Consider the following 19,745-nt stretch of genomic DNA (forward strand, 5'->3'; position numbering starts at 1 on the left):
GAGACGATCAAGGCTGGATTTGGTGGATTAGCTCTTGGGTGTAGCCGGTCACGAATGTTGTCGCAGTGGGTTCGTCGATGATGGCGGAGAGGGCTTGGACTGCAAGTTGTGTGCCGGGACTTCGGGGCGTTGCAAACAGCTGGCGCAGATAGCCCAATCCCTTCAGCACAGTAGAAGCCGAACGCTCGTCAGCCAGGAGCCGTTTGGCGGTTGCTGCCATTTCAGCCACAGAGGTTGCGTCGAATAGTCGGTAGACATCTCCGGCGTCCTTGGCTTGAAGCCGGTGTGGTGTGTCGAGTCTCTCTCCCAGCTTATGAGCCTTGGCTACAGTGAGGGCTGCTGGGCCAGCGACTCTCACATTCACTCGGCGAGGGTCTCCTGCCTCTAGGCCGGTGAGCTCGAGCAGGCTGTGATCGATAAGCGCTCCCTCTACGCCTTCTGTCTTCCGAGCTGAGAATCTTCCATGGCCTCCTGGCAATCGAGCGCCTCGGCTTCCAGCCTTAGAAGCGATTCGCTTGGGAACGATCAGGTCTACGGGAATGTCCAGATGGCCATCAAGGTCGGGGCGTTGCACCCTTTTTGTCCAGATGCCAGGTTCGCCGCTGTAGTTGAACCCAGCGGCAGCCAGGGCGTCTTCCAACAGCGGGGTAGCGGCAAGTTGCCCAGGGTCGATGGCCAGGTCGGCGTCGGTGGTAAAGGCCTGATAGGTGGGCATACGGTCGGCGGTTCTGAGGTAGACCGCTTGCGCCCCGATGAGGATCACTGCATCAGCGTGAGGTTGAAGCGCAACCAGCGCATCAAGCAGCACGCGGCGGGCTTCGACGTACTCGATTCGGGGGTTGCCATCGGCGGTCACGGCACTTCAGCAACTTGGTGTAGGGAGGCTCCCTGCCAGCTAGGGGCTCGGGCGTCCATCCATTCGAGCAGGGCATTGCCCTCGGCAGGCATGCGTCCGGGTCCGGTCAGGCAATCGACAGCTATCTGGGCGGGCGACGCATAGGTGATGTCGTCTCGGTTCCAAGTGCGTCTGAACACGATCTGATCATAAGGACGAGCAGTGACAACATTGCCTCCGGTTCGGACGGGGTGGAGCTTCGTGAGGTTGGCAATGAGTTCGGGGTCGTCGGCGTAGACGACGGCGATTTCTGGCGCGGCCACGGAGACCAGCGTCGCGGCACCAAACGATCCCGTGACTGCCCAACCCCTTGTCCCGCTGCTTGCCAGGTCTTTCAGGAACTGGTCGGAACCTGCTGAGGCGACCCAATTAGAAGTCTCGTTTGAGCGGAGCAGCGAATAGCTGGTGGCCATCTGGTGAAGAATGGGCTGCCACTCGACACGCTCAACAGGTCTTCGGGGTTTCCGGGTGATGAGCAATTCGTCGCTGATGGCTTCTAGCAATCTGGAGACATAGCCGGGGTCAGCATCAATGGCCTTAGCGAGTTCGCCCACTCCGTACGGGGGCAACACCTCGGCCAGTGTCCGAAGCAGCGCCCATGCTCGGGGGCCTCGGATATTGGGCTCCGGCACTGGCTTGGGAGATGGGTCGCGCCTGGCACCGTCTGAGTACACGGCGAGCCCTGGTCGGCTGACCGTCACCCTTGCGTTGCCAGTCTGGTCGATATACCCGTAGCCAGTCTCGACAAGCAGTTCACGGGTCCGCGGGCTGAGCCAGCTTGCGGCAACGATTGTGGGTTCCTCGGGCACCGGCAACACAGTTGTTTCTCTCGGGGCAAGCCTGTCGCGGACCAGCACTGCCAGCTTGCCGGTAAGACCGTCGGATGTCGACAGTTGGATCACACCACCAGTGATGGAGCGGTCGACCACCTTGAGGCTCCAACCGGGAGGCAAGAGCGAGTCAAGCGACGATGTTGCCGCGTCGAACAACCTCTGGGTTGCGGTGGGGTTCGTCTTGGGTGTCATAGATCGGACCTCGGTTCGAGCCAACGGGGGAGAGTCGCTCCTACGCAGGTATATTGTCTAGAATATCGACTTGCTTGCTGCAAGCAAGTCCCAATTACACACAAATATACTTATCAGCAGTACGGCCAGGCCCATGTTCATCTCAATCTCACGAACTACCCCCGACTATCCAAAAGCCCGTCGCTGGTAGGTGTGGTTGGCCATCGGCCTCGGCCAACCCGACCAAGCCCGCTCCGACCTCGACCACCTCAACACCCTCAATCTGTCCCCGGCGGTTGTCCGCCTAGTCGCTGACTTGCGTTCTCGTTTGGGCTGAACGACTCTTACTTCCGCTCAATGTTTGATTAATGCTTGAATTCTGTTGGATCCGTGATGCCTTGCCATGTGCAACCGGCACTATCCGACCTGCTGGCATATGACAGATTCATCCAACAATGGGAGCAGAACCGAATGGAGCAGGAGAAGAAATTCGAGAGCAATGAGAAGCCGCTATTGGATCTTCTCAACATGGCGACAACCGGTCGGCTCCAACTCCCGGACTTTCAGCGCGGCTGGGTCTGGGACGACAATCACATTGTGAGCTTGCTGGCGTCCATTTCACTCTCTTATCCGATCGGTGCGGTCATGACTCTTCGTACCGGAAACCCCGACGTGAAGTTCCGGCCTCGCCTGTTGGAGGGCGTTGAGGTGGATGGTAAGCCAGAGCCAGAGTTCATGCTCCTTGATGGCCAACAACGTATTACATCGTTATTCCTGGCCTTACACTCCCCCAAGCCGGTACCAACCCGAGATGCCCGTGGTCAGGAGATGCACCGTCACTATTACGCGAATATCGACGCCTGTATTGACGGGTCCAGCGATCGGGAGGTCGATGGCATCGTAAGCGTGCCCGAAGATCGCAAAGTCACCACCGACTTTGGCAGACGGGTAGTACTTAACTTGTCGTCCCGAGAGGCCGAAATTGCCGCTGGTCACTTTCCATTGGATATCGTTCTAGACGGGAGCGCGACGATGGACTGGCAGATGGCGTATCTCATCAACGGGCTGGGGGAGCCTTCCGAGCGATTGGAGAATTGGAAGCGGTTCGCCGAGGAAGTAATCAAACCCTTCACCTCCTATCAGGTGCCAGCCATTGAACTTGCCAAGTTCACACCTAAGGAGGCTGTCTGCCAGGTCTTCGAAAAGGTCAACACTGGGGGCGTATCCCTCACAGTCTTCGAGCTGCTAACGGCGATGTTCGCCGCTAGCGACTTCAATCTCCGCGAGAACTGGAATACACGCAAGCGGAAGTTCGATGAACACCCGGTTCTGGGTCATTTCTCAGCAACGGATTTCTTGCAGGTTGTGACGCTGCTCTCCACGTTCGAGGCGCGGGCCAGACACATCGCGAGTGGGCAGGAAGGCGAACGCGCCCCGGCAGTTTCATGCAAACGAAAGGATGTGCTGCTCCTCAATTTGGCCGACTATGAGAAGTGGGCCGAAGTTGCTGAAGAGGCCGTGCTGAGGGCAGCACAGTTCTTGCATTCCGAGCACATCTTCTCGGCGCGCGATCTGCCTTACACCACCCAGCTTGTGCCTCTTTCCGCGATTTTCGCCCAACTCGGACATGAAGCAGATGGCTATGCGTCGTCCCAGCAGCTGCGCCAGTGGTTCTGGTGCGGCGTATTTGGCGAAATGTACGGGGGTGCCACCGAGACACGGTTTGCCAATGATCTCCAAGACGTCGTCGCCTGGATTCGCGAAGGTGTTTCCACACCGCGAACGATTGAAGAAGCGCAGTTCCAAGACACGCGTCTGCTGACACTGAGCACGAGAAACAGTGCGGCCTACAAGGGCTTGTACGCCCTTCAGATGCTGCGCGGCGGCAGGGACTTCCGTACCGGACAGCCAATCGATGTGCATGCCTATTTTGAACACAACATTGATGTGCATCACCTCTTCCCCAAGAGATGGTGCACGCAAAAGGAGATTGACTCTCGCATTGCCGACAGCGTCGTGAACAAGACCGCTATAGACGCGCGAACTAACAGGATCATCGGAGGGGATGCGCCGAGTCAGTATCTGGAGAGGTTGGAGGAGCGCTATGTCAAGGATCCAATTGAGCTTGATGCAATCTTGCAGTCGCATGACGTGGACTCCTCAGCACTGCGCCGAAACGACTTCAGATCCTTCTTCAAGCTGCGATTCGAGCGGCTTGTTGTTCAGATTGAGGAGGCGATGGGTAAGCCAGCCAACCGGTCAGCGGTCCTCGACGAGAGTTCCCTTGTTGCCTAGTTGTAATGCCCATGGACCTTGTTGACGGTTCGGGTCCTTTGATGGGTTGAGCCTCCGTGGCAGTGTGGGTCTGTTGTGATCCCGGACTGCGAACGGAGGCTCAGTGAACGACAGTAGTGCAGCGACGGCTCGGAGGGGTGCGCCGCGTCCGCGGTTGTCGCCGCATTCGAGGCTGGTGATGGTCGAGCGGGTGGCCGCCGGCCAGTCGATGACGGCGGTGGCGGCCCAGATGGGCTGTTCGCGCCAGACGGTGGACAAGTGGGTGCGCCGGTACGAGGCCGAGGGGCCAGCCGGTTTGGCGGACCGCTCCAGCCGGCCCCGCTCGTCTCCGGCGAAGACCCCTGATCGAATCGAGCAGAAGATCTGCCGGCTGCGGCGCAACAAGCGGCTGGGGCCGCAGCGTCTGGCCGCCCGGGTGGGGGTGCCTGCTTCGACGGTGCACCGGGTGCTGTGCCGCCACGGCCTGAACCGCCTCGGCTGGATCGACCGTCCGACCGGCCAGCGGGTGCGCCGCTACGAGAAGGCCCACCCCGGCGAGTTGGTCCACATCGACGTGAAGAAGGTCGCCAAGGTGCCCCCGGGCGGCGGGTGGCGGGTCCACGGCAGGGGCTCCCCCAAGGCCAAGCGCAAACGCCGCCTCGGGTACACGTACCTGCACGTCGCCGTCGACGACCACAGCCGCGTCGCCTACGTCGAGGCGCACGACAACGAGCGCGGCGACACCGCCGCAGCGTTCTGGCGCAACGCCCGCTGCTGGTTCAACAAGCTCAACGTCGGCATCGACGCGGTCATGACCGACAACGGCCGCAACTTCACCTCCAAGGCCTTCGCCGACGCGCTCGCCCAAAACCGCACCGAACACCGGCGCACCCGACCCTACCGGCCCCAGACCAACGGCAAAGTCTGTGCCTGCGGCAGGCGCGGGGGTGTATTACGTGCTGAGCACAGTGCTTATCAGCGCCCCCGCCGCTGTCGCGCAAGCAGCGCGAGCAGTAATCGGAGAACGACAACGGCCCTTCCACTACTCCCAGGAAGGGCCCGAGATCATTGAGCGAATGCTCCTGCTGATTGAAGCCGAAGCCCTCACAGCAACTTGCCTGTGGTGTTCTGTCGGGCGGAAGGGTCAGACAGATGCCCGGAGTGTCCTCCTCCAGCACCAGGTGCGGATGTGTGCGGACATTGGTGTAGACCACCTCATCATCGAGTCAGGGGACGAAGCCACAAATCAACGCGACCAGTCGGTGTTGCTGGACACCTTCCGGGGGGCCGACAATGCCCCACTCCAATACGACTGGCGGTCTAAGTCTGAGCCGCTCCTTTGGCTCGCTGATGCCGTCTGCGCGATTGCAGCAGAGCTTGTCATCGGCAACGGGGAGGAGCGCTACGAGCGACTAAATGAAACTGGTCTAATCGAAGTCGTCTACGTAGACATGCGTCGGCCCCGGCTCCCGTCCTAGTCGATCCGCTTGTGGCGGATCCTCGGCCTGGCACTCCAGGGCTTCCGTCTTCCCACTGGAACAGCACCAGCAGACCTTCTAATTATGGTCCGCGAGTCGGCGCACTGCAACTACGTTCAGTCCGCTCACGTAGGCAAGAGTACAGTAACCCTCTTACAGGAGAAGCCTGATCTCGGCATTCTCCGACGAGAGTCGCCCAAGAGTAGGGTGAGACCGTGGGGGCTTATTCGGTCGCGACAGCCGATCAGGATGCTTTTGCCGAGTATGTCGCCGCTCTCGACCGGTTCGACTCGTCGGAGAACACCGAGGACGACCTGAAGGCGCCGACCACCAATCTGCTGAACGCCTTGGGTGACGGCTGGTTGGATGTGCTGAGCGAGTACGCCACTCCCGTCGGCAGGCCCGACCTGCTGATCCGCACTTCGGATGGGCGCGTCGTCGGCCACATCGAGTTGAAGCACATGACCAAGCCCGCCGATCCCCGCAAGCTGCGAGACCGGCATGACAAGGACCAGTGGGAGGCATTTCAGGCCCTGCCCAACCTCGTCTACAGCAACGGTACAGAGGCCACCCTCTGGCGTGACGGGGTGCGGTTGACCGAGCAGCCGGTGGCGATCGACACCGATGAGTGGGCGGCCCTATGGGATGAGTTCCTGGCCTACACGCCGACCGTTGACTCCGACCCGAAAGCCCTGGCCAAGACGATGGGGCGGCGTGCCCGGCTGCTCCGCCAAGCGGTGGGGGATGCGCTGGCCGAGGGCAACAAGGGCCTTGGCGAGCTGTTCGACACCTGGGTGGAGAATCTGATCCCGGATATGGACGAAGCCGGTTTCGCCGACAACTTCGCCCAGACGGCGATGGCGGGCCTGCTTCTCGCCAGGGGATTGGTGGCCGACGCCGACAGCATGGCGTTCAGCCTGCCTGTGGCAGTGAGCGCGCTTCGGGGCGGGGGCCATGTGATGGTGGCCCAAGTGCTCAACCACATCGATGATGCCGCCCGAACCGACAAGACGCTGGCGATACACCTGCACGCCATCGTCGATGGTGCCGCGGCCCTCGACCCGCAGATGCCGTCCGACGACGACTGGTGGGTGGACTTCTACGAGGCGTTCATCAAGCAGTACGACCGGAAGCTCCAGCAGGACCGGGGCGTGTTCTACACCCCGGCCGAGATCGTGGACTACCAGGTTCGGGCCACCGACTGGGCGTTGCGGGAGCTGCTGGGCAAGACGAGGGGATTTGCGGGCGGCGGGGTGGAGACCCTCGACCCAGCGTGCGGCACCGGCACCTATCTGGCTCGGCTGATCGAGTATGTGGCCGACAAGACCAGTGCCGAGCAGGGGCCTGGGGCGGTGATGGAGGCAGTTTCCAAGACCGCCGGGAGCCTGTACGGCTTCGAGTTGATGGTGGCTCCCTACACCGTGGCCCGGATGCGGCTGGCTGCCAAGTGCCAGGCCCACGGCGTCAAGCTCGACCAGAGCCGGGTATTGCTGACAGACACGCTGTCGCCCTCGGGCTTCCAGCAGACGAGCACCGTGTTCGCGCAAGACATCGCCGCCCAGCAAGAGCGGGCCAATCTGGTAAAGGACCCGAAGACACGGGTGACCGTGGTGATCGGCAACCCCCCGTACGACCGCGACCAATCGCAGGCCGACAGCGCCGGAGACGACACTGCTCGCCGTTTCGGGGGGATGATCAGGCACGGCTACGAGGGTGAGCCGGGTCTCATTGCGGACTTTGCAAGTAAGACTCCGTCAGGTAAGCGAGGTCAGCTCCAGAGCATTTATGAGCTGGCCACCTACTTCTGGCGGTGGGGCGTGTGGAAAGTGTGCGAGCAGGAGCACCCTGGCATGAGTTCGCCTGGAGGTCCGGGCATTGTTTGCTACATCACACCCTCTGCTTGGTTGCGCTCCGATCCATGGGCTGGGATGCGGGCCCACTTGAGAGCCAGGTTCGACCACATTTGGGTAGTAGATCTTGGTGGAGATCAGCGAAGTGCTCGCGACGACGGCGAGAACGTGTTCCCCATTCAAACTCCGGTCTGTATCACCATTGCCGTACGCATTGGTGCCGGGAAGCCCGAGCCAGCCGAAGTTCAATATCGGAGGTTGACCGGTACCCGCGCGGAAAAGTTGGCAGATCTGGACGCGATCACTCTTGAGGGAGATGGCTGGGTGAAGGCCAGGACTGGCTGGGGTGAGAGGTTTCTGCCAGAGGGTGAAAGCGACTGGTACGAGGCCCAGCCTTCTGTAGATCAGGTACTCAGGTGGAAGACGCCCGGTGTCAAGTACAACCGTAGATGGCCCATTGCTCCGACTGGGGATGTACTGAAGAGGCGATGGAATCGGCTTGTGACCGCGTCAGTCGAGCCAGACGGCACCGGTTTGTCAGAGCGTTCTGTTCTCTTGAAGGCAACAGGTAGTCGCGATTTAGATAGCGACCCACCGACACTGGATGGCAGTCCTCGCCCCAGTCCACGCACTATCCGCAAGCTGGCAGCCGATGCGCCGACTCCCTTGCTGGTGGAATACTCCTTCAGACCGCTCTGCACTCAGTGGGCCATAGCCGACAGCCGTCTGGGCGATAGATTGCGTCCCGACTTGTGGGCAAGGCACAGCCCTCGACAGGCATATCTGGTTGTCCCCAAGCTCACCGAGGCACCTGGCGATGGTCCGACAGCAGTCATCTACAACCGAATCCCCGACAATGACTCCCATCATGGACATGGGGGAGGCACGGTTTTCCCCCTTTGGAGGGATAAAGAGGCAACCGACGCAAACGCAGACGAAGCCACCGTCAGCCGGCTTTCCGGAAAGTACAGCCAGCAGGTCTCGAGCGAAGAGGTCTGGCACTACTGCGCCGGACTGCTCGGTACCGAGGCCTACCCAGAGCGGTGGGGCGACCCGATGGGCGACACCCTCAAGCCCCACATCCCCTTCCCCGACTCCCACGAAGACTTCGAGGCCCTGGTGGCCATCGGCCGACGCCTGGTGGAGATCGCCAAAGGCATCAACCTGGACAAATCAGGCGTGCAATGCACCGTGGCCGTGAACCCCTCCAAGCTCCCCGACTTCACCGACCGCTGCTACCACCCCGACGACAACGCTCTCAGATTCGGTGGCGGTGAGTTCACCGGCGTGACCCACGACATCTGGAACCATCAAGTATCCGGCTACCGAACCCTCCCCCGCTGGATCAAAGCCCGATCCTCCACCCCCGGTGGCCGCAAGTCCTCTGACCTCGACGACATCCAACCCACAACCTGGGACTTCACAAGAGACCTAATCGAAGTCTGCGACAAAATCACCTCCCTCAACCACACCGCGACCCAAGCCCACCCCATCCTCACCCGAATGACCGGCCCTGAGTAATCCCACCCGCAGCCTGTTCCGGCGGAAAGTGGCGTCTACAACTCGATTATGGGCCGCTCGTCCACTGAGGTCCTCAACAAGTCGAGAATGTCGTCCAGAGGAAGGTGAGCGGAGCGCACGAGCGATTCGACCGGCAGTCCTGCCTCTACTTCGGCGCGTCGCACCGAGCGTTCTAGGAGCAGGGGGGCTTCGGGCGCTCCCATTTCACGATCTCCCGGCTCCTGGGTGCGCCATCCACGGGCGGACATGTAGCGCATGGCTGACTGGTACGCGTCGGCCGACACGATTCGGAGGGAGCGAGAACGGAATAGCAGTGCTGCCATTGATATGCCCCATGTACGCTTCATCTCGGCAAGCCGGGACCAACCAGCGGCATCGAGCCGAGATGGCAGCTCCTTGCGAGCACTGGCCTCGGGGAGCAAGAAAGACGAGGCAAAGTCTTGGGCCTGACGTTCCACTTCCCTTGTTCCGGGCTCCAACGCCTCGTGCATTACGAGATGGCCAAGTTCGTGGCTTGCATCGAATCTTGAGCGCACGTAGTTGTCACCTTTGTCGTCCGTCAGAAAGACAAGGGGCCGGGGTCCGGCTTGAGTGGAGAAGGCATCAACAGAGACGTTGCCCAGTGTGAGGCGAGCCACGGCGATCCCGTGGCGCTCTAGTTCACGCACGACGTGGGGGATTGGGCCGCTGCCTAGATCCCACGCCTCCCTGACTTGGAAGGAGGCCTGCTCGATCTCGTCCCTTGTCGCCCCCGGGGTTACTGGCAACTTTGGAACAGCAAGTTCTGGTAGGCGGATGTGCTGTTCCAAGGCGGTGATGAAATTGCTGAGAAGCAAGGCTTGGGCCCTAGCTCGACGCCTCTCCGTAACCCTGGTGGAGCGGAGGTCGCGAAAGTAGGTGGTGGAGTCGGCATCCGCAGGCCATTGGGCCGAAAAGAAGGACTCGGGCACGCGGAGGGCAATGGCAAGCTGCGTTATTGTGGCCTCAGAGGGCCGGAGTTTGCCGGACTCGATCTGGCTCAAGGCTGGGGAGGAAACGGCATGATTCATTTCGTCAGCGACTTGGCGTTGCGTAAGCCCACGAAGTTCACGGGCTAATCGGAAGCGGCTTGGCACTGGTGGGCTGGCCGAGGTGTCCTGGTTGCTGCTCATCCTGCCTCCTTTTATCATGAATTTTACTCTAGATTACCGAAATCGCGGCTTTATTGTAAAATTATTAATTGCATATAGCATATCTCGTTGATAAGTTTACCTCAACCCCTTACAATCTAGCGGGCCACAACGAAAGCGACAACGGCTCGATTGGAGGAGCCATGGAAAACTGTTTCCACAACATTCCCGAGACGAAGAAGGGCCTCGGACCCTGCGATATTCAGGCTGAGGTGAAGAAGCGCAGCGGCAAGCCCAACTGGTGGTGCCGCACCCACGGCCTTGAGGCGGGAGGGCCGGATGGAGCCCCTCTCGAGCGGTGCTCAGGGGCTTGGTTCGATCCTGTTTCTGACGATATGCGGGTCGAAGTCGACCTCTCGGTAGGCGAAGTGGCCATCTGGGGCGAAGTACGTCCCGCTATTGCGATTGGGAAGGTTCCCATCCAGTCCGGTGGCGTGCATATCCACCGTCGTCAGAATGCCAATGGGCCGAAGGGCCTTGATGACTCTTACGACATCATCACGGTATGCGGGGGCGGGGTCACCGAAACGATTGAGGCGATGGCGGCCCGGGCCTTTGCCATCAGCGAGCTGACCCAGCAGCGGGTGCAGCCCCTCACGTGTCCTCACTGTGACGAGGTGCATATCGACGAACTGCGGTTTGCGACTCAACCCCACTGCAAGCATCTCTGCAACTCCTGTGGTAGAAACTTCCGCCGATCGCCATCGATCTCGAATCCGTTGGGTGGTCTCCAGGCTCGCCTTGGCTTGTCGGAACCGCCGCCAGCCCAGCAAGTAGACCGGCCGCTTGACATCTCGTCTCAGGACTATGCGGGGATTGCTCTTTGGCCCTCCAACAAAGCCATCATCTCAACGATGACCCGTCCCGAGGACAAGGGCATCCACGTGCATGCCTGGTCTGACACCGGCGAGATAGTGATTGACGAGACTCATTCCCCTGTCATCCTCGACGGAGAGGTCATAGACGAGCAGACGTTGCGCATGATGGCCGTCCAGCGCGCTCTTGCTGCCGAAAAGACCCCAATCGTCGCCCTAGCCTGTACCGACTGCGGTCATTCGATCCTCAGCCCAACCGAGGGTTGGATCGACCCCACCACCCGGCACACCTGCAATGCCTGTGGTGCAGAAAACCTCACCCGCCGCAAGTCGTTCCTCAATCCCCTCGCTGAAAAAGCGGATTAGCGATACCTTGGCGAGTCCCTTCTGGTAGGGGCGTAGCTGCGGAGCAGTTGGGAGAGTGGTAGGCAGTCGAGCCTGCGCGAAGACGTCGGATGCTGACGACCTTTTGGGGCGAGGTCCGGTGTTGGGTTTGTGCATGGCCCCCCTCCGGCAGCTCTTTGGTCACCGGCGGCAGGTGCAATAAGCCATACGAGTCGACCATGCACTCCCTGTAGCTTGGAGGGATGGCTGTTGACCGTGCAGATTGGAGCGGGCGTATCGCTGGGACCCGGCGCAGTGGTGTGCCCGGACCCACTATCGAGGTGCTGTTGCAACCCAGCCCGCGGGGCGGTTCGGGGACTTTTCTGGCGGCAGACTCTGATGGTCTCCAGTGGTGGGTGAAGCCTCTCAACAACCTTCAAGGGGAGCGGGTGGCAGTGACCGAGGCGATTGTGGGGGTGGTTGGAGGACTGATTGGGGCACCGGTATGCGAGACAGCAGTGGTCACCTTGCCTGAGGAGTTGCGCGGCTGGGAATTCCGTCCAGGCAGCCAGCTTGAGCCCGGTCTCGCTCACGCCAGTAGGGCGGTTGACAGCGCGGTTGAGGATCGACAGCTCCTCCATCGCGACCGCGACGACAATGGCCGGCGACACGCAGGCGTTTTTGCTCTCTACGATTGGTGCTGGGGTGGTGATGACCAATGGCTCTACTCAGCATCAGACGACAAGAAGCTGTTCAGCCACGACCACGGCTTCTACCTGCCCGAAGGGCCGAGGTGGACGGAGCATTCGCTGGTGGAGAGGGTTGACGACCCCCGCAGGCTTACCTCCTCAGTTGATGGATTGGACGCTTCCGAGCTATCCCAACTTTCTGCTCGCTTAAGGCAGTTGGAGGCTGACGCTCTGGCTGATGCGCTGCGAACGATCCCAAGGGGCTGGCCGGTCACGGATGAAGAACTCGAAGCGGTCGGATGGTTCTTGCAGCGTCGGGCCGCGCCTGTTGCCGATAGGCTCGACGGCTATTCTGGGAGGGCATGATGAGGTTCGTTTACTCTCTCGTGCGCTTCGTGCCCGATCCGGCTCGGGGAGAGTTCGTGAATGTCGGCGCGATTGCTGGTAGTGAGGAGTCCTCTGATTGGGCTGTTCGCCAGGTTGGGAATCCGGCGCGAGCTCGTTCCCTGGGACCGCACGAGGCCCTTGGTGCCGTGTGGTCGTTGATTGGCCGGGTTGGCTCGGTGATCGACGAGCATCAGGCGAGCCTTGAGACCCTGTTCGATGCAGAAGTTGAATTGAGTGAGGCGTGGCTCGACGAACTCCACAGGGACCACCGGAACATTGTTCAACTCAGTCCGCCTACCCCTTTGGTGGCTGACAGCGCGGAGCAGGCTCTCGACAGGGTGTTCGATCTGATGATCGTTGATCCCGGGCATCGGCGCTACCCGTTCCGCAAGAAGAACGAGGTGTTGGCCGCGCTGCGGCGGGCATATCGCGAGCAGTCGATTCTCAAGGGCCACGCCCTGAGCGAGCAGGTGATTTTGAGCACGAGCCGCCATCGGCAGCGACTCGACTTCGCAGTGGCGAACGGGCAGGTGGTCCAACTCGCTCATTCGTGGTCATTCCAGGTGCCCGACCAGGAGACGCTGTCGGAACACATCAAGTCGTGGGGATGGACGGTGAGGGATGCCCGAGAGTCGGGCGGCTCGGTAACGGCTGGCGAGAGGAGCTTTGAGGTTGGTTCCGAAGTGGCTGTCGAGGTCGCATACATCCCTCCCGCAGAGGGGCAGTCCTCGCCGGCGATGGACGAGGCCATGAGCGTGTTTGCTGCCTTGGAGATCGACCCAGTGCCAGTAGAGCGGGCTGACCAAGTGGCTACTCGCGCTCACCACTTACTCCATGCCGCGGCCTAGTGGGCGGCTTACCTGGGGGCTGATTGTCGCAGGCGCAGGCAGCGTTCTCTGAGCGGAACTCGGTCTTGGGGCCTCAAAATGCGTCAGCCCCGGCTCCCGTCCTAGTCGACCCGCATGCAGCGGGTCCTCGGCCTGGCACTCCGGGGCTTGCGTCTTCCCACAAGAACAGCACCAGCGGGCTTGTAGAGCATATCGAAATTGGCTGGTAACTCTGGCCTCCGGCTAACACAAAAAATACTTGAAACTCATATGATGTAGAAGTAATGCACCAAGGACTAATCCTATGATGACCAAGAGCTTTGATGAACTCGCTGCACCTATTGATTCTGATCCGGTGCGAAGTGCCAGAGCGGAGGAGTACAGGCAGAAGGCGGAGGCGAGACTTTTCGCCTTGCAGCTAGCGGAACTGCGGAGTGAGCTCGGCATCAATCAGGTCGATCTGGCTGAGAAGCTCGGGATCACACAGGGCGGAGTGTCGAGGCTCGAGCGGTCGGCTGACCCCAAGTTGTCCACTTTGTGCAAGCTCACTTCTGCTCTTGGTGGAACGCTCAGCATTGAGGTCAGTGTTGGCGACCGCGCAATCAATCTCACCTACCCATCAACGCCGGAGCCGTCTTCTCTCGAAGAGCAAGATCATTCGAGGGCTGAGGCGGCCTCGGTTCCTCCTGGGAGCAGGTCTGTATAGCGGGAAAGCTAGGGTCGGTGCGATGGGGCAGCGGGAGGACTTGGCGGGGTTGTCTGGGGCTGAGGTGGTGGCGATGTTGGGGTTGGTGCCGTTGCCTGAGGAAGGGGGGATGTGGCGGGAGGTTTGGCGGGATGAGCGGAGCACTGCGATCTATTTCTTGATTCGGCCGGGGGACTTTTCGGCGATGCATCGCCTGGACGGACCGGAGCTGCGGCATCACTACGCGGGGGCGGCTGTTCAGATGCTGCTGCTGGGGCCGGACGGGTTGGTGGAGCGTCCGGTGTTGGGCGACGACTTGGAGGCCGGGGAGCGGCCGTGTGTGGTGGTTCCGGCCCACACTTGGATGGGTGCCTCGACCCAGTCCTCGCACGATAAGGGAACTGTCGGCTACCGCACCTTGTCCTCAACCTGTGGAGTACGCTCACCGACCCCTCAGCATCCGGTGGGCGATACCCGACAATCGTGTAGACGACATGATGCGTCCTGACTTGTGGGCACGGCACAGCTCACGGCAGGTGTACCTGGTCACGGCCAAGCTCACTGAAGCCGCTGGCGATGGCCCAACGGCGGTTCTCTACGTGCAGATACCAGACAAGGATTGCCATCACGGGCGTGCGGGCACTGTCTTTCCCCTCTGGCGAGACAAAGACGCTACCGATGCCAATGCAGACGAGGCCACCGTCAACTGGCTTTCCGAGAAGCACGGGCAGCGGGTCTCGGGCGAAGAGGTCTGGCACTACTGCGCGGGACTGCTCGGTACCGAGGCCTACCCAGAACGGTGGGCCGACCCGATGGGCGACACTCTCAAGCCCCACATCCCCTTTCCCGACCCCCACGAAGATTTCAAGGCTCTGGTGGCCATCGGCCTGCGCTTAGTGGAGATTGCCAAGGGCATCAACCTGGACAAATCGGGCGTGCAATGCACCGTGGCTGTGGACCCCTCCAAGCTCCCCGACTTCACCGACAGCTGCTATCACTCAGATGACAACGCTCTCAGGTTCGGTGGCGGCGAGTTTACCGGCGTGACCTCCGATATCTGGAAACACCAGGTATCCGGTTACCGAACCCTCCCACGCTGGATCAAAACCCGATCCTCCACCCCCGGCGGCCGCAAGTCATCCCCCCTCGACGACATCCAGCCAACAACCTGGGACTTCACAAGTGACCTAATCGAAGTCTGCAACAAAATCGCCTCCCTCAACCACGCTGCCGATCGTGCCTGTCCTGTTCTTACCCGCATGACCGCCCCCGAGTGATTCCCCGCCACCCACCTCACGGTTTTGCGATCGCTTCTATGAATGCGACTACCTGCATACTGTGTAGTCGGTTCCGTTGCAGAGAGGATTACGATGTGTCGGATTGCTGATTCTCTCCGAGCCTTACTTTGTGGCTAAGAATGCTAGATGGACTGCGAACTCAGAATTGAGAAGAAGCTAGGGTCAGTATCCAGGTTCTCCCAGGCACCCATGACGTGCGCTTGTATTGCAGGAACATCCTTGTCGATAGTGGAGGGCCAGAGGTTCGGACTGTACTCTACACACCGCAACATGTTGTCGATGTCAAAGACTCGGCCTGTTCCCTTCGCTTTCACTAGAGCAATTGGCTTCTCCCCAGCGATGCGAAGGCCTAATTCGAAGAGTACATTGGGGTTATGTTCTGTGAGGTCGGCTAATACGAGGTCAGCACCAAGGAGTTCCTTGAGGATTGTGGCTTGAATCACATCTGATCCAGTTCGTTTCGAGGTGCGAACCTCGAAACCAGCAGCCTCAAGGGCTGGCGTAAGGACGCTCTTCAGAACTTCATCGAAGAAGCCAGATTCATGGCGGTCGTCCCTTTAGACGAACGGCATAATCACGAAACATATTGGAGCGCCTTCGGCTTGTATGATGGTACGAGTGGGTGAGAGTAGGGAATCGTCCGGGGATCCAAGACCACGAGCAGTTGGCGAGTATGTGTCTGGGTTGTAGTTGCTTCCAATACCAATGAGCTTGCAATTGTCACCAAGTATCTCAATGAACTCTTCGTGCCAATCAGGGTCAATATTGAACTGACTTTCAAGCGTGTTGGCAACATAGCGTTCTTCGGGTAATTCGCTGCCAGCGAAGTGATCGACGACTCCCGCAAAGGACTCTATATTTCGGAATGCTGTGTGGAATGCAGCAAGTTCCGCATCAGCACTTGCGGGATAAACAAGCTCACGTCCAAGTTCCGTGAGAGAGATTGATGATGCATCGCTCGTGCCTGTCGTAAAGCCGTAGTGCTGCGATGCTGCCGTCACATCACGCAGTTTGCGCGCCTTCGCTGTAGTTCCAAGGGCTGATGCAACTTCGCCCGGTGGCCAGTCATTGCCGCCGTTGTACTCCTTGAGGACTCTCGGTACGGCGGCAGCTTCTTGAAGGTTGCGACGGGGAAAGGGTCTGGTTCGTCTTGCCATTATTGCTCCTAGCTACGCTATTGCGATTCTTGAGGTCGTCGGTGACGAACGACTTTCAGAACAAGAGGTCAGCTCGTCTTCGAGATTGGTAGGGAGGATTCCATCAGTGACTGTGGCCAATTGGCCATGATGCTTGGTGGCCTGACAGCAATCGAAGCAGCCATGGGTTCCGGTGCGGTGCCACATCGGTGCTTTGCGGGACGCGCGTGGACTGAAGCAGCGGTGGTAGGTGCTGGCCCTGCTGTGCGGCTTCGGTAGTCGAACCGAGGCCCAGCGAAAGTGCGTTAGGTGCCGACGCGGCAGCATAGTGGTAGTGCCTGGTGCCATCGGGGTTGACTGGCAAAGGTCGGTGGGGTCGCGCCAAGCGGGCGCTTCAGGTTCTCGGAGTCCCCGCGCTGAGGACGTTGCCTTCGTCCTTTCGTCGCCTTAGCGATACGACAGGAACACGGGCCTGAAGTCTGATGGGAAGAAATGGCTGCCCAAGTTTGCATTATGCAACATAAAAAATCATTGTATATAATGACATAGATCAAAATAACAGAGAAGGCAGCGGCGGATCAGTGCTCAGGTCTGAGTTCATGCGATTGATGCTGGGTGGGCGAAGGCTGTCTGCTTTGCGGTCGTTTGAGATAGGTGTCGGGCAACCTTCGGCTGTGGAAGGCTCAGCGGCGCAGGTCATCGTTGATTGCGGGGGAGCGTAGTGAAAGGCTCGTCGTCAGCAGAGGGGGGTACGCAACTCCCTCCTCTACCCCCGGTCGAGGAACGCCTTGATGCCAGTAGGCCGACGACGGTCTTTGCGCTGCCAGAGTCCTCTCATCAGTTCCAGGTGGTGGACCGGCGCACGCTGTGGACTGCGAATCGCCGTTTGGTTGACTTCGCCGTAATTCTCCAAATGCGGCGAGTTGGTGTTGAAAGCTGGATTGAAGTGCTGAAGGTGGACACGGCGCATCGCAGGGTGCATGTGCATGTCTGGGGAGTCCGTGATACAGAAGTCGTTCCATCGGACTGTCGCACGTCAATTGAACGCGCTCACCGGTGGGCTCTCGGGTACGTTTGGAACTACGCAATCGAGGAGTTGTGAAGGTGGACGAAAACGCCTGTCGTCGGCGGATCGGTTTGTTGGCATCGTTGAGCGAGATGCCTGCTGGGCTGTCGCAGTGGGTGCGTAGTGCCGGAGATGCGCTCACGGTGCCGGTGCTGCCCACCGATCCTCTTGGTCCGGCAGTTGTCAAGATCTTCGACTGGGGCCATCGGATCGGTCTGCTGGTGACGGTCGTTTCAGACGGTCGAGAGGGGATGAGGATGGCGTGGCTCAGGGTGGAGTCGCCCGTTGCGGCCGATCCGGCGCAAGAGTGCGAGCGGTCTTTGACCGCCACCACCCCAGTAGGTGACGCCCTGCGTCTCCTGTCGTCAAACGGAATGTCAATGGTGCAGGTAGGGGGGCGTGATTTGGCGTTACAGCCCGATTTTGCGTCTTCAAGCATTTCGGATGAGGGGGTTGCTGCCGAACTGTCGGCCCTTCTTGATTCACGGGAGGCGATGAAGGCCTAATCGGGCACCCAGACAGCACGTGGCCGGGTGCTGGCCACTGTCGTTCGTGGGTTGTAACAGGACATGGAGGTCTGAGTTGTCAGACTCAGATGTTCTCAACTGTGGTGGAGGGGGGATCATGCGCATGCCGTTTGCCTTCGACAATGAACTACGAAACCAAGGACTCATTTCATGACGACCAAGAGCTTTGACGAACTTGCTGCTCCCATTGATGCCGATCCGGTGCGCAGTGCCAGGGCAGAGGAGTACGGGCAGAAGGTGGAGGCGAGAATCTTCGCTTTTCAGCTGGCAGAACTGCGGAGCGAGCTCGGCATCAATCAGGTCGATCTGGCTGAGAAGCTCGGTATCACACAGGGTGGAGTGTCGAGGCTCGAGCGGTCGGCTGACCCCAAGCTGTCCACTTTGTGCAAGCTCACTTCCGCCCTCGGTGGAACACTTAGCATCGAAATCAGTGTTGGCGACCACGCAGTCAATCTCACCTATACGTCATCGCCAGAGTCGGCTTCTCTCGAAGAGCAAGATCATTCGAGGGTTGAGACGGTCTCGGTTCCTCCTGTGAGCAGGTCTGTATAGCGGGAAAGCTAGGGTCGGTGCGATGGGGCAGCGGGAGGACTTGGCGGGATTGTCTGGGGCTGAGGTGGTGGCGATGTTGGGGCTGGTGGCGCTTCCGGAGGAGGGGGGGATGTGGCGGGAGGTTTGGCGGGATGAGCAGAGCACTGCGATCTATTTCTTGATGCAGCCGGGGGACTTCTCGGCGATGCACCGGCTGGATGGGCCGGAGATTTGGCATCACTACGCGGGGGCGGCGGTGGGGATGCTCTTGCTGCGGGCTGACGGGTCGGTGGAGCGGCCGGTGTTGGGCGACGACTTGGAGGCGGGGGAACGGCCTTGCGTGGTGGTTCCGGCTCACACTTGGATGGGGGCGGCTACTCGGGGGGAGTGGTCGCTGGTGGGGACCACGATGGTGCCGCCTTACCACCACGATGGTTTTGAGCTGGGCGACGCCGACCAGCTTGTTGAGCAGTACCCCTCGGCGGCGGTCGAAATCGCCGGGTTGGTGAGGTCGTGACCGCATCGCCTGCTGAGATGATCGACCTCACCGGCAAGGTGGTGGTGGTTACTGGTGCGGGCGGGGGGATTGGCGGGGGGATCGTCAGACGCATGGCGGCTGCTGGCGCCTTGGTGGTGGCCCACACTCGGTCCTCACCGATTGAACAAGGCGGGGGAGAGGTCACTGAGGTTCGGGCTGACCTCACCGAAGAAGACGGCCCGACTGCGGTGGTGGACGCGGCCCGGGAGCGTCACGGGCGGATCGACGCCTTGGTCAACAACGCGGGGATCCAGCCGGTGGCCCCGTTCACTGATCTCACCGATCAGCAATGGGCCGAGATGATCGACACCAACCTCACTGCGGCACACCGGCTGACCCAAGCGACCGCCTCGGCCATGCGGGACCAGGGCACTGGCGGGTCCATTGTCCACGTCGCCTCCATTGAGGCCCGCCACCCCACTCCGGTCCACGGCCACTACGCCACCGCCAAAGCAGGACTGGTAATGCACGCCAAGGCGGCTGCCCTGGCCTGGGGTCCTCACGGAATTCGGGTCAACTCGGTGTCGCCGGGGCTGATCGACCGTCCCGGCCTGGCCGACGACTGGCCCGAGGGCGTGGAGCGTTGGATGGCCGCCGTCCCGCTCGGCCGACTGGGCACCGCCGAAGACGTCGGGGACGCCTGTGTGTTCCTCTGCTCTGATCTGGCCCGGTGGATCACCGGTGCCGATCTGGTGGTGGACGGCGGGATCCTCACCAATCCCACCTGGTGA

18 protein-coding genes and 1 pseudogene are annotated in these 19,745 nt (G+C 60.5%); 14 read left to right on the forward strand and 5 right to left on the reverse strand.

Annotated features, from left to right (window positions below; all coding sequences use genetic code 11):
• Positions 1-7: 7 nt before the first annotated feature.
• Together ACOQPI_RS09730 and ACOQPI_RS09735 are read right to left on the reverse strand one after the other, a co-directional pair.
• Positions 8-856, reverse strand: coding sequence for a hypothetical protein (locus ACOQPI_RS09730; protein WP_420619458.1), 849 nt, complete (start codon positions 854-856; stop codon positions 8-10).
• A complete protein-coding gene (locus ACOQPI_RS09735) occupies positions 853-1,920 on the reverse strand; it encodes a hypothetical protein (RefSeq protein WP_420619459.1) in 1,068 nt (355 codons plus the stop codon). Before ACOQPI_RS09735 ends, ACOQPI_RS09730 begins: the two co-directional genes overlap by 4 nt.
• Positions 1,921-2,370: 450 nt before the next feature.
• Between ACOQPI_RS09735 and ACOQPI_RS09740 the strand changes: the two genes are divergently transcribed.
• The 4 genes from ACOQPI_RS09740 to ACOQPI_RS09755 all read left to right on the forward strand — a co-directional run bounded on the left by ACOQPI_RS09740 (position 2,371) and on the right by ACOQPI_RS09755 (position 9,022).
• Complete coding sequence (locus ACOQPI_RS09740) at positions 2,371-4,194, forward strand: GmrSD restriction endonuclease domain-containing protein (RefSeq protein WP_420619460.1); 1,824 nt, start codon at positions 2,371-2,373, stop codon at positions 4,192-4,194.
• Between the two features lie 103 nt (positions 4,195-4,297).
• Positions 4,298-5,245, forward strand: coding sequence for an IS481 family transposase (locus tag ACOQPI_RS09745; RefSeq protein ID WP_420619461.1), 948 nt, complete (start codon positions 4,298-4,300; stop codon positions 5,243-5,245).
• Between the two features lie 115 nt (positions 5,246-5,360).
• On the forward strand, positions 5,361-5,651 hold the full coding sequence (locus tag ACOQPI_RS09750) for a hypothetical protein (RefSeq protein ID WP_420619462.1): 291 nt from the start codon (positions 5,361-5,363) through the stop codon (positions 5,649-5,651).
• Between the two features lie 215 nt (positions 5,652-5,866).
• On the forward strand, positions 5,867-9,022 hold the full coding sequence (locus ACOQPI_RS09755) for a type ISP restriction/modification enzyme (RefSeq protein ID WP_420619463.1): 3,156 nt from the start codon (positions 5,867-5,869) through the stop codon (positions 9,020-9,022).
• A 35-nt stretch (positions 9,023-9,057) separates the two neighbouring features.
• On the opposite strand, the gene ACOQPI_RS09760 is transcribed toward ACOQPI_RS09755, so the two are convergent.
• The gene (locus ACOQPI_RS09760) at positions 9,058-9,858 is read right to left on the reverse strand and encodes an ImmA/IrrE family metallo-endopeptidase (RefSeq protein ID WP_420621019.1); all 801 of its coding nucleotides are present in this window, start codon (positions 9,856-9,858) and stop codon (positions 9,058-9,060) included.
• Between the two features lie 111 nt (positions 9,859-9,969).
• Positions 9,970-10,191, reverse strand: a pseudogene (locus ACOQPI_RS09765) (helix-turn-helix domain-containing protein); the annotation flags it as partial.
• 50 nt (positions 10,192-10,241) lie between these two features.
• On the opposite strand from ACOQPI_RS09765, the gene ACOQPI_RS09770 reads away from it, so the two are divergent.
• The 6 genes from ACOQPI_RS09770 to ACOQPI_RS09795 all read left to right on the forward strand — a co-directional run bounded on the left by ACOQPI_RS09770 (position 10,242) and on the right by ACOQPI_RS09795 (position 15,195).
• Positions 10,242-11,372 carry a hypothetical protein gene (locus ACOQPI_RS09770; RefSeq protein WP_420619464.1) on the forward strand — a complete coding sequence of 377 codons (1,131 nt, stop codon included), beginning with the start codon at positions 10,242-10,244 and terminating at the stop codon, positions 11,370-11,372.
• Between the two features lie 221 nt (positions 11,373-11,593).
• On the forward strand, positions 11,594-12,385 hold the full coding sequence (locus ACOQPI_RS09775) for a HipA family kinase (RefSeq protein WP_420619465.1): 792 nt from the start codon (positions 11,594-11,596) through the stop codon (positions 12,383-12,385).
• On the forward strand, positions 12,385-13,254 hold the full coding sequence (locus ACOQPI_RS09780) for a DUF3037 domain-containing protein (RefSeq protein ID WP_420619466.1): 870 nt from the start codon (positions 12,385-12,387) through the stop codon (positions 13,252-13,254). The genes ACOQPI_RS09775 and ACOQPI_RS09780 overlap by 1 nt, the downstream gene beginning before the upstream one ends.
• Before the next feature lie 283 nt (positions 13,255-13,537).
• On the forward strand, positions 13,538-13,939 hold the full coding sequence (locus ACOQPI_RS09785; RefSeq protein ID WP_420619467.1) for a helix-turn-helix domain-containing protein: 402 nt from the start codon (positions 13,538-13,540) through the stop codon (positions 13,937-13,939).
• Positions 13,940-13,961: 22 nt separating this feature from the next.
• Positions 13,962-14,426, forward strand: coding sequence for a cupin domain-containing protein (locus ACOQPI_RS09790; protein WP_420619468.1), 465 nt, complete (start codon positions 13,962-13,964; stop codon positions 14,424-14,426).
• Entirely contained in the window at positions 14,350-15,195 is an 846-nt protein-coding gene (locus tag ACOQPI_RS09795; protein WP_420619469.1) for a type ISP restriction/modification enzyme, read from the forward strand. Before ACOQPI_RS09790 ends, ACOQPI_RS09795 begins: the two co-directional genes overlap by 77 nt.
• Before the next feature lie 578 nt (positions 15,196-15,773).
• On the opposite strand, the gene ACOQPI_RS09800 is transcribed toward ACOQPI_RS09795, so the two are convergent.
• The gene (locus tag ACOQPI_RS09800; protein WP_420619470.1) at positions 15,774-16,373 is read right to left on the reverse strand and encodes a hypothetical protein; all 600 of its coding nucleotides are present in this window, start codon (positions 16,371-16,373) and stop codon (positions 15,774-15,776) included.
• Positions 16,374-17,450: 1,077 nt separating this feature from the next.
• On the opposite strand from ACOQPI_RS09800, the gene ACOQPI_RS09805 reads away from it, so the two are divergent.
• From ACOQPI_RS09805 to ACOQPI_RS09820, 4 genes are all read left to right on the forward strand, one after another.
• The gene (locus ACOQPI_RS09805) at positions 17,451-17,924 is read left to right on the forward strand and encodes a hypothetical protein (RefSeq protein WP_420619471.1); all 474 of its coding nucleotides are present in this window, start codon (positions 17,451-17,453) and stop codon (positions 17,922-17,924) included.
• A gap of 171 nt (positions 17,925-18,095) precedes the next feature.
• Complete coding sequence (locus tag ACOQPI_RS09810) at positions 18,096-18,497, forward strand: helix-turn-helix domain-containing protein (RefSeq protein WP_420619472.1); 402 nt, start codon at positions 18,096-18,098, stop codon at positions 18,495-18,497.
• Positions 18,498-18,519: 22 nt separating this feature from the next.
• Positions 18,520-18,993, forward strand: a complete 474-nt coding sequence (locus ACOQPI_RS09815) for a cupin domain-containing protein (protein ID WP_420619473.1) — start codon at positions 18,520-18,522, stop codon at positions 18,991-18,993.
• Entirely contained in the window at positions 18,990-19,745 is a 756-nt protein-coding gene (locus ACOQPI_RS09820) for an SDR family NAD(P)-dependent oxidoreductase (protein WP_420619474.1), read from the forward strand. Before ACOQPI_RS09815 ends, ACOQPI_RS09820 begins: the two co-directional genes overlap by 4 nt.

Source organism: Candidatus Poriferisocius sp. (assembly GCF_965219815.1).
Classification (GTDB): Bacteria; Actinomycetota; Acidimicrobiia; order Acidimicrobiales; family Bin134; genus Poriferisocius.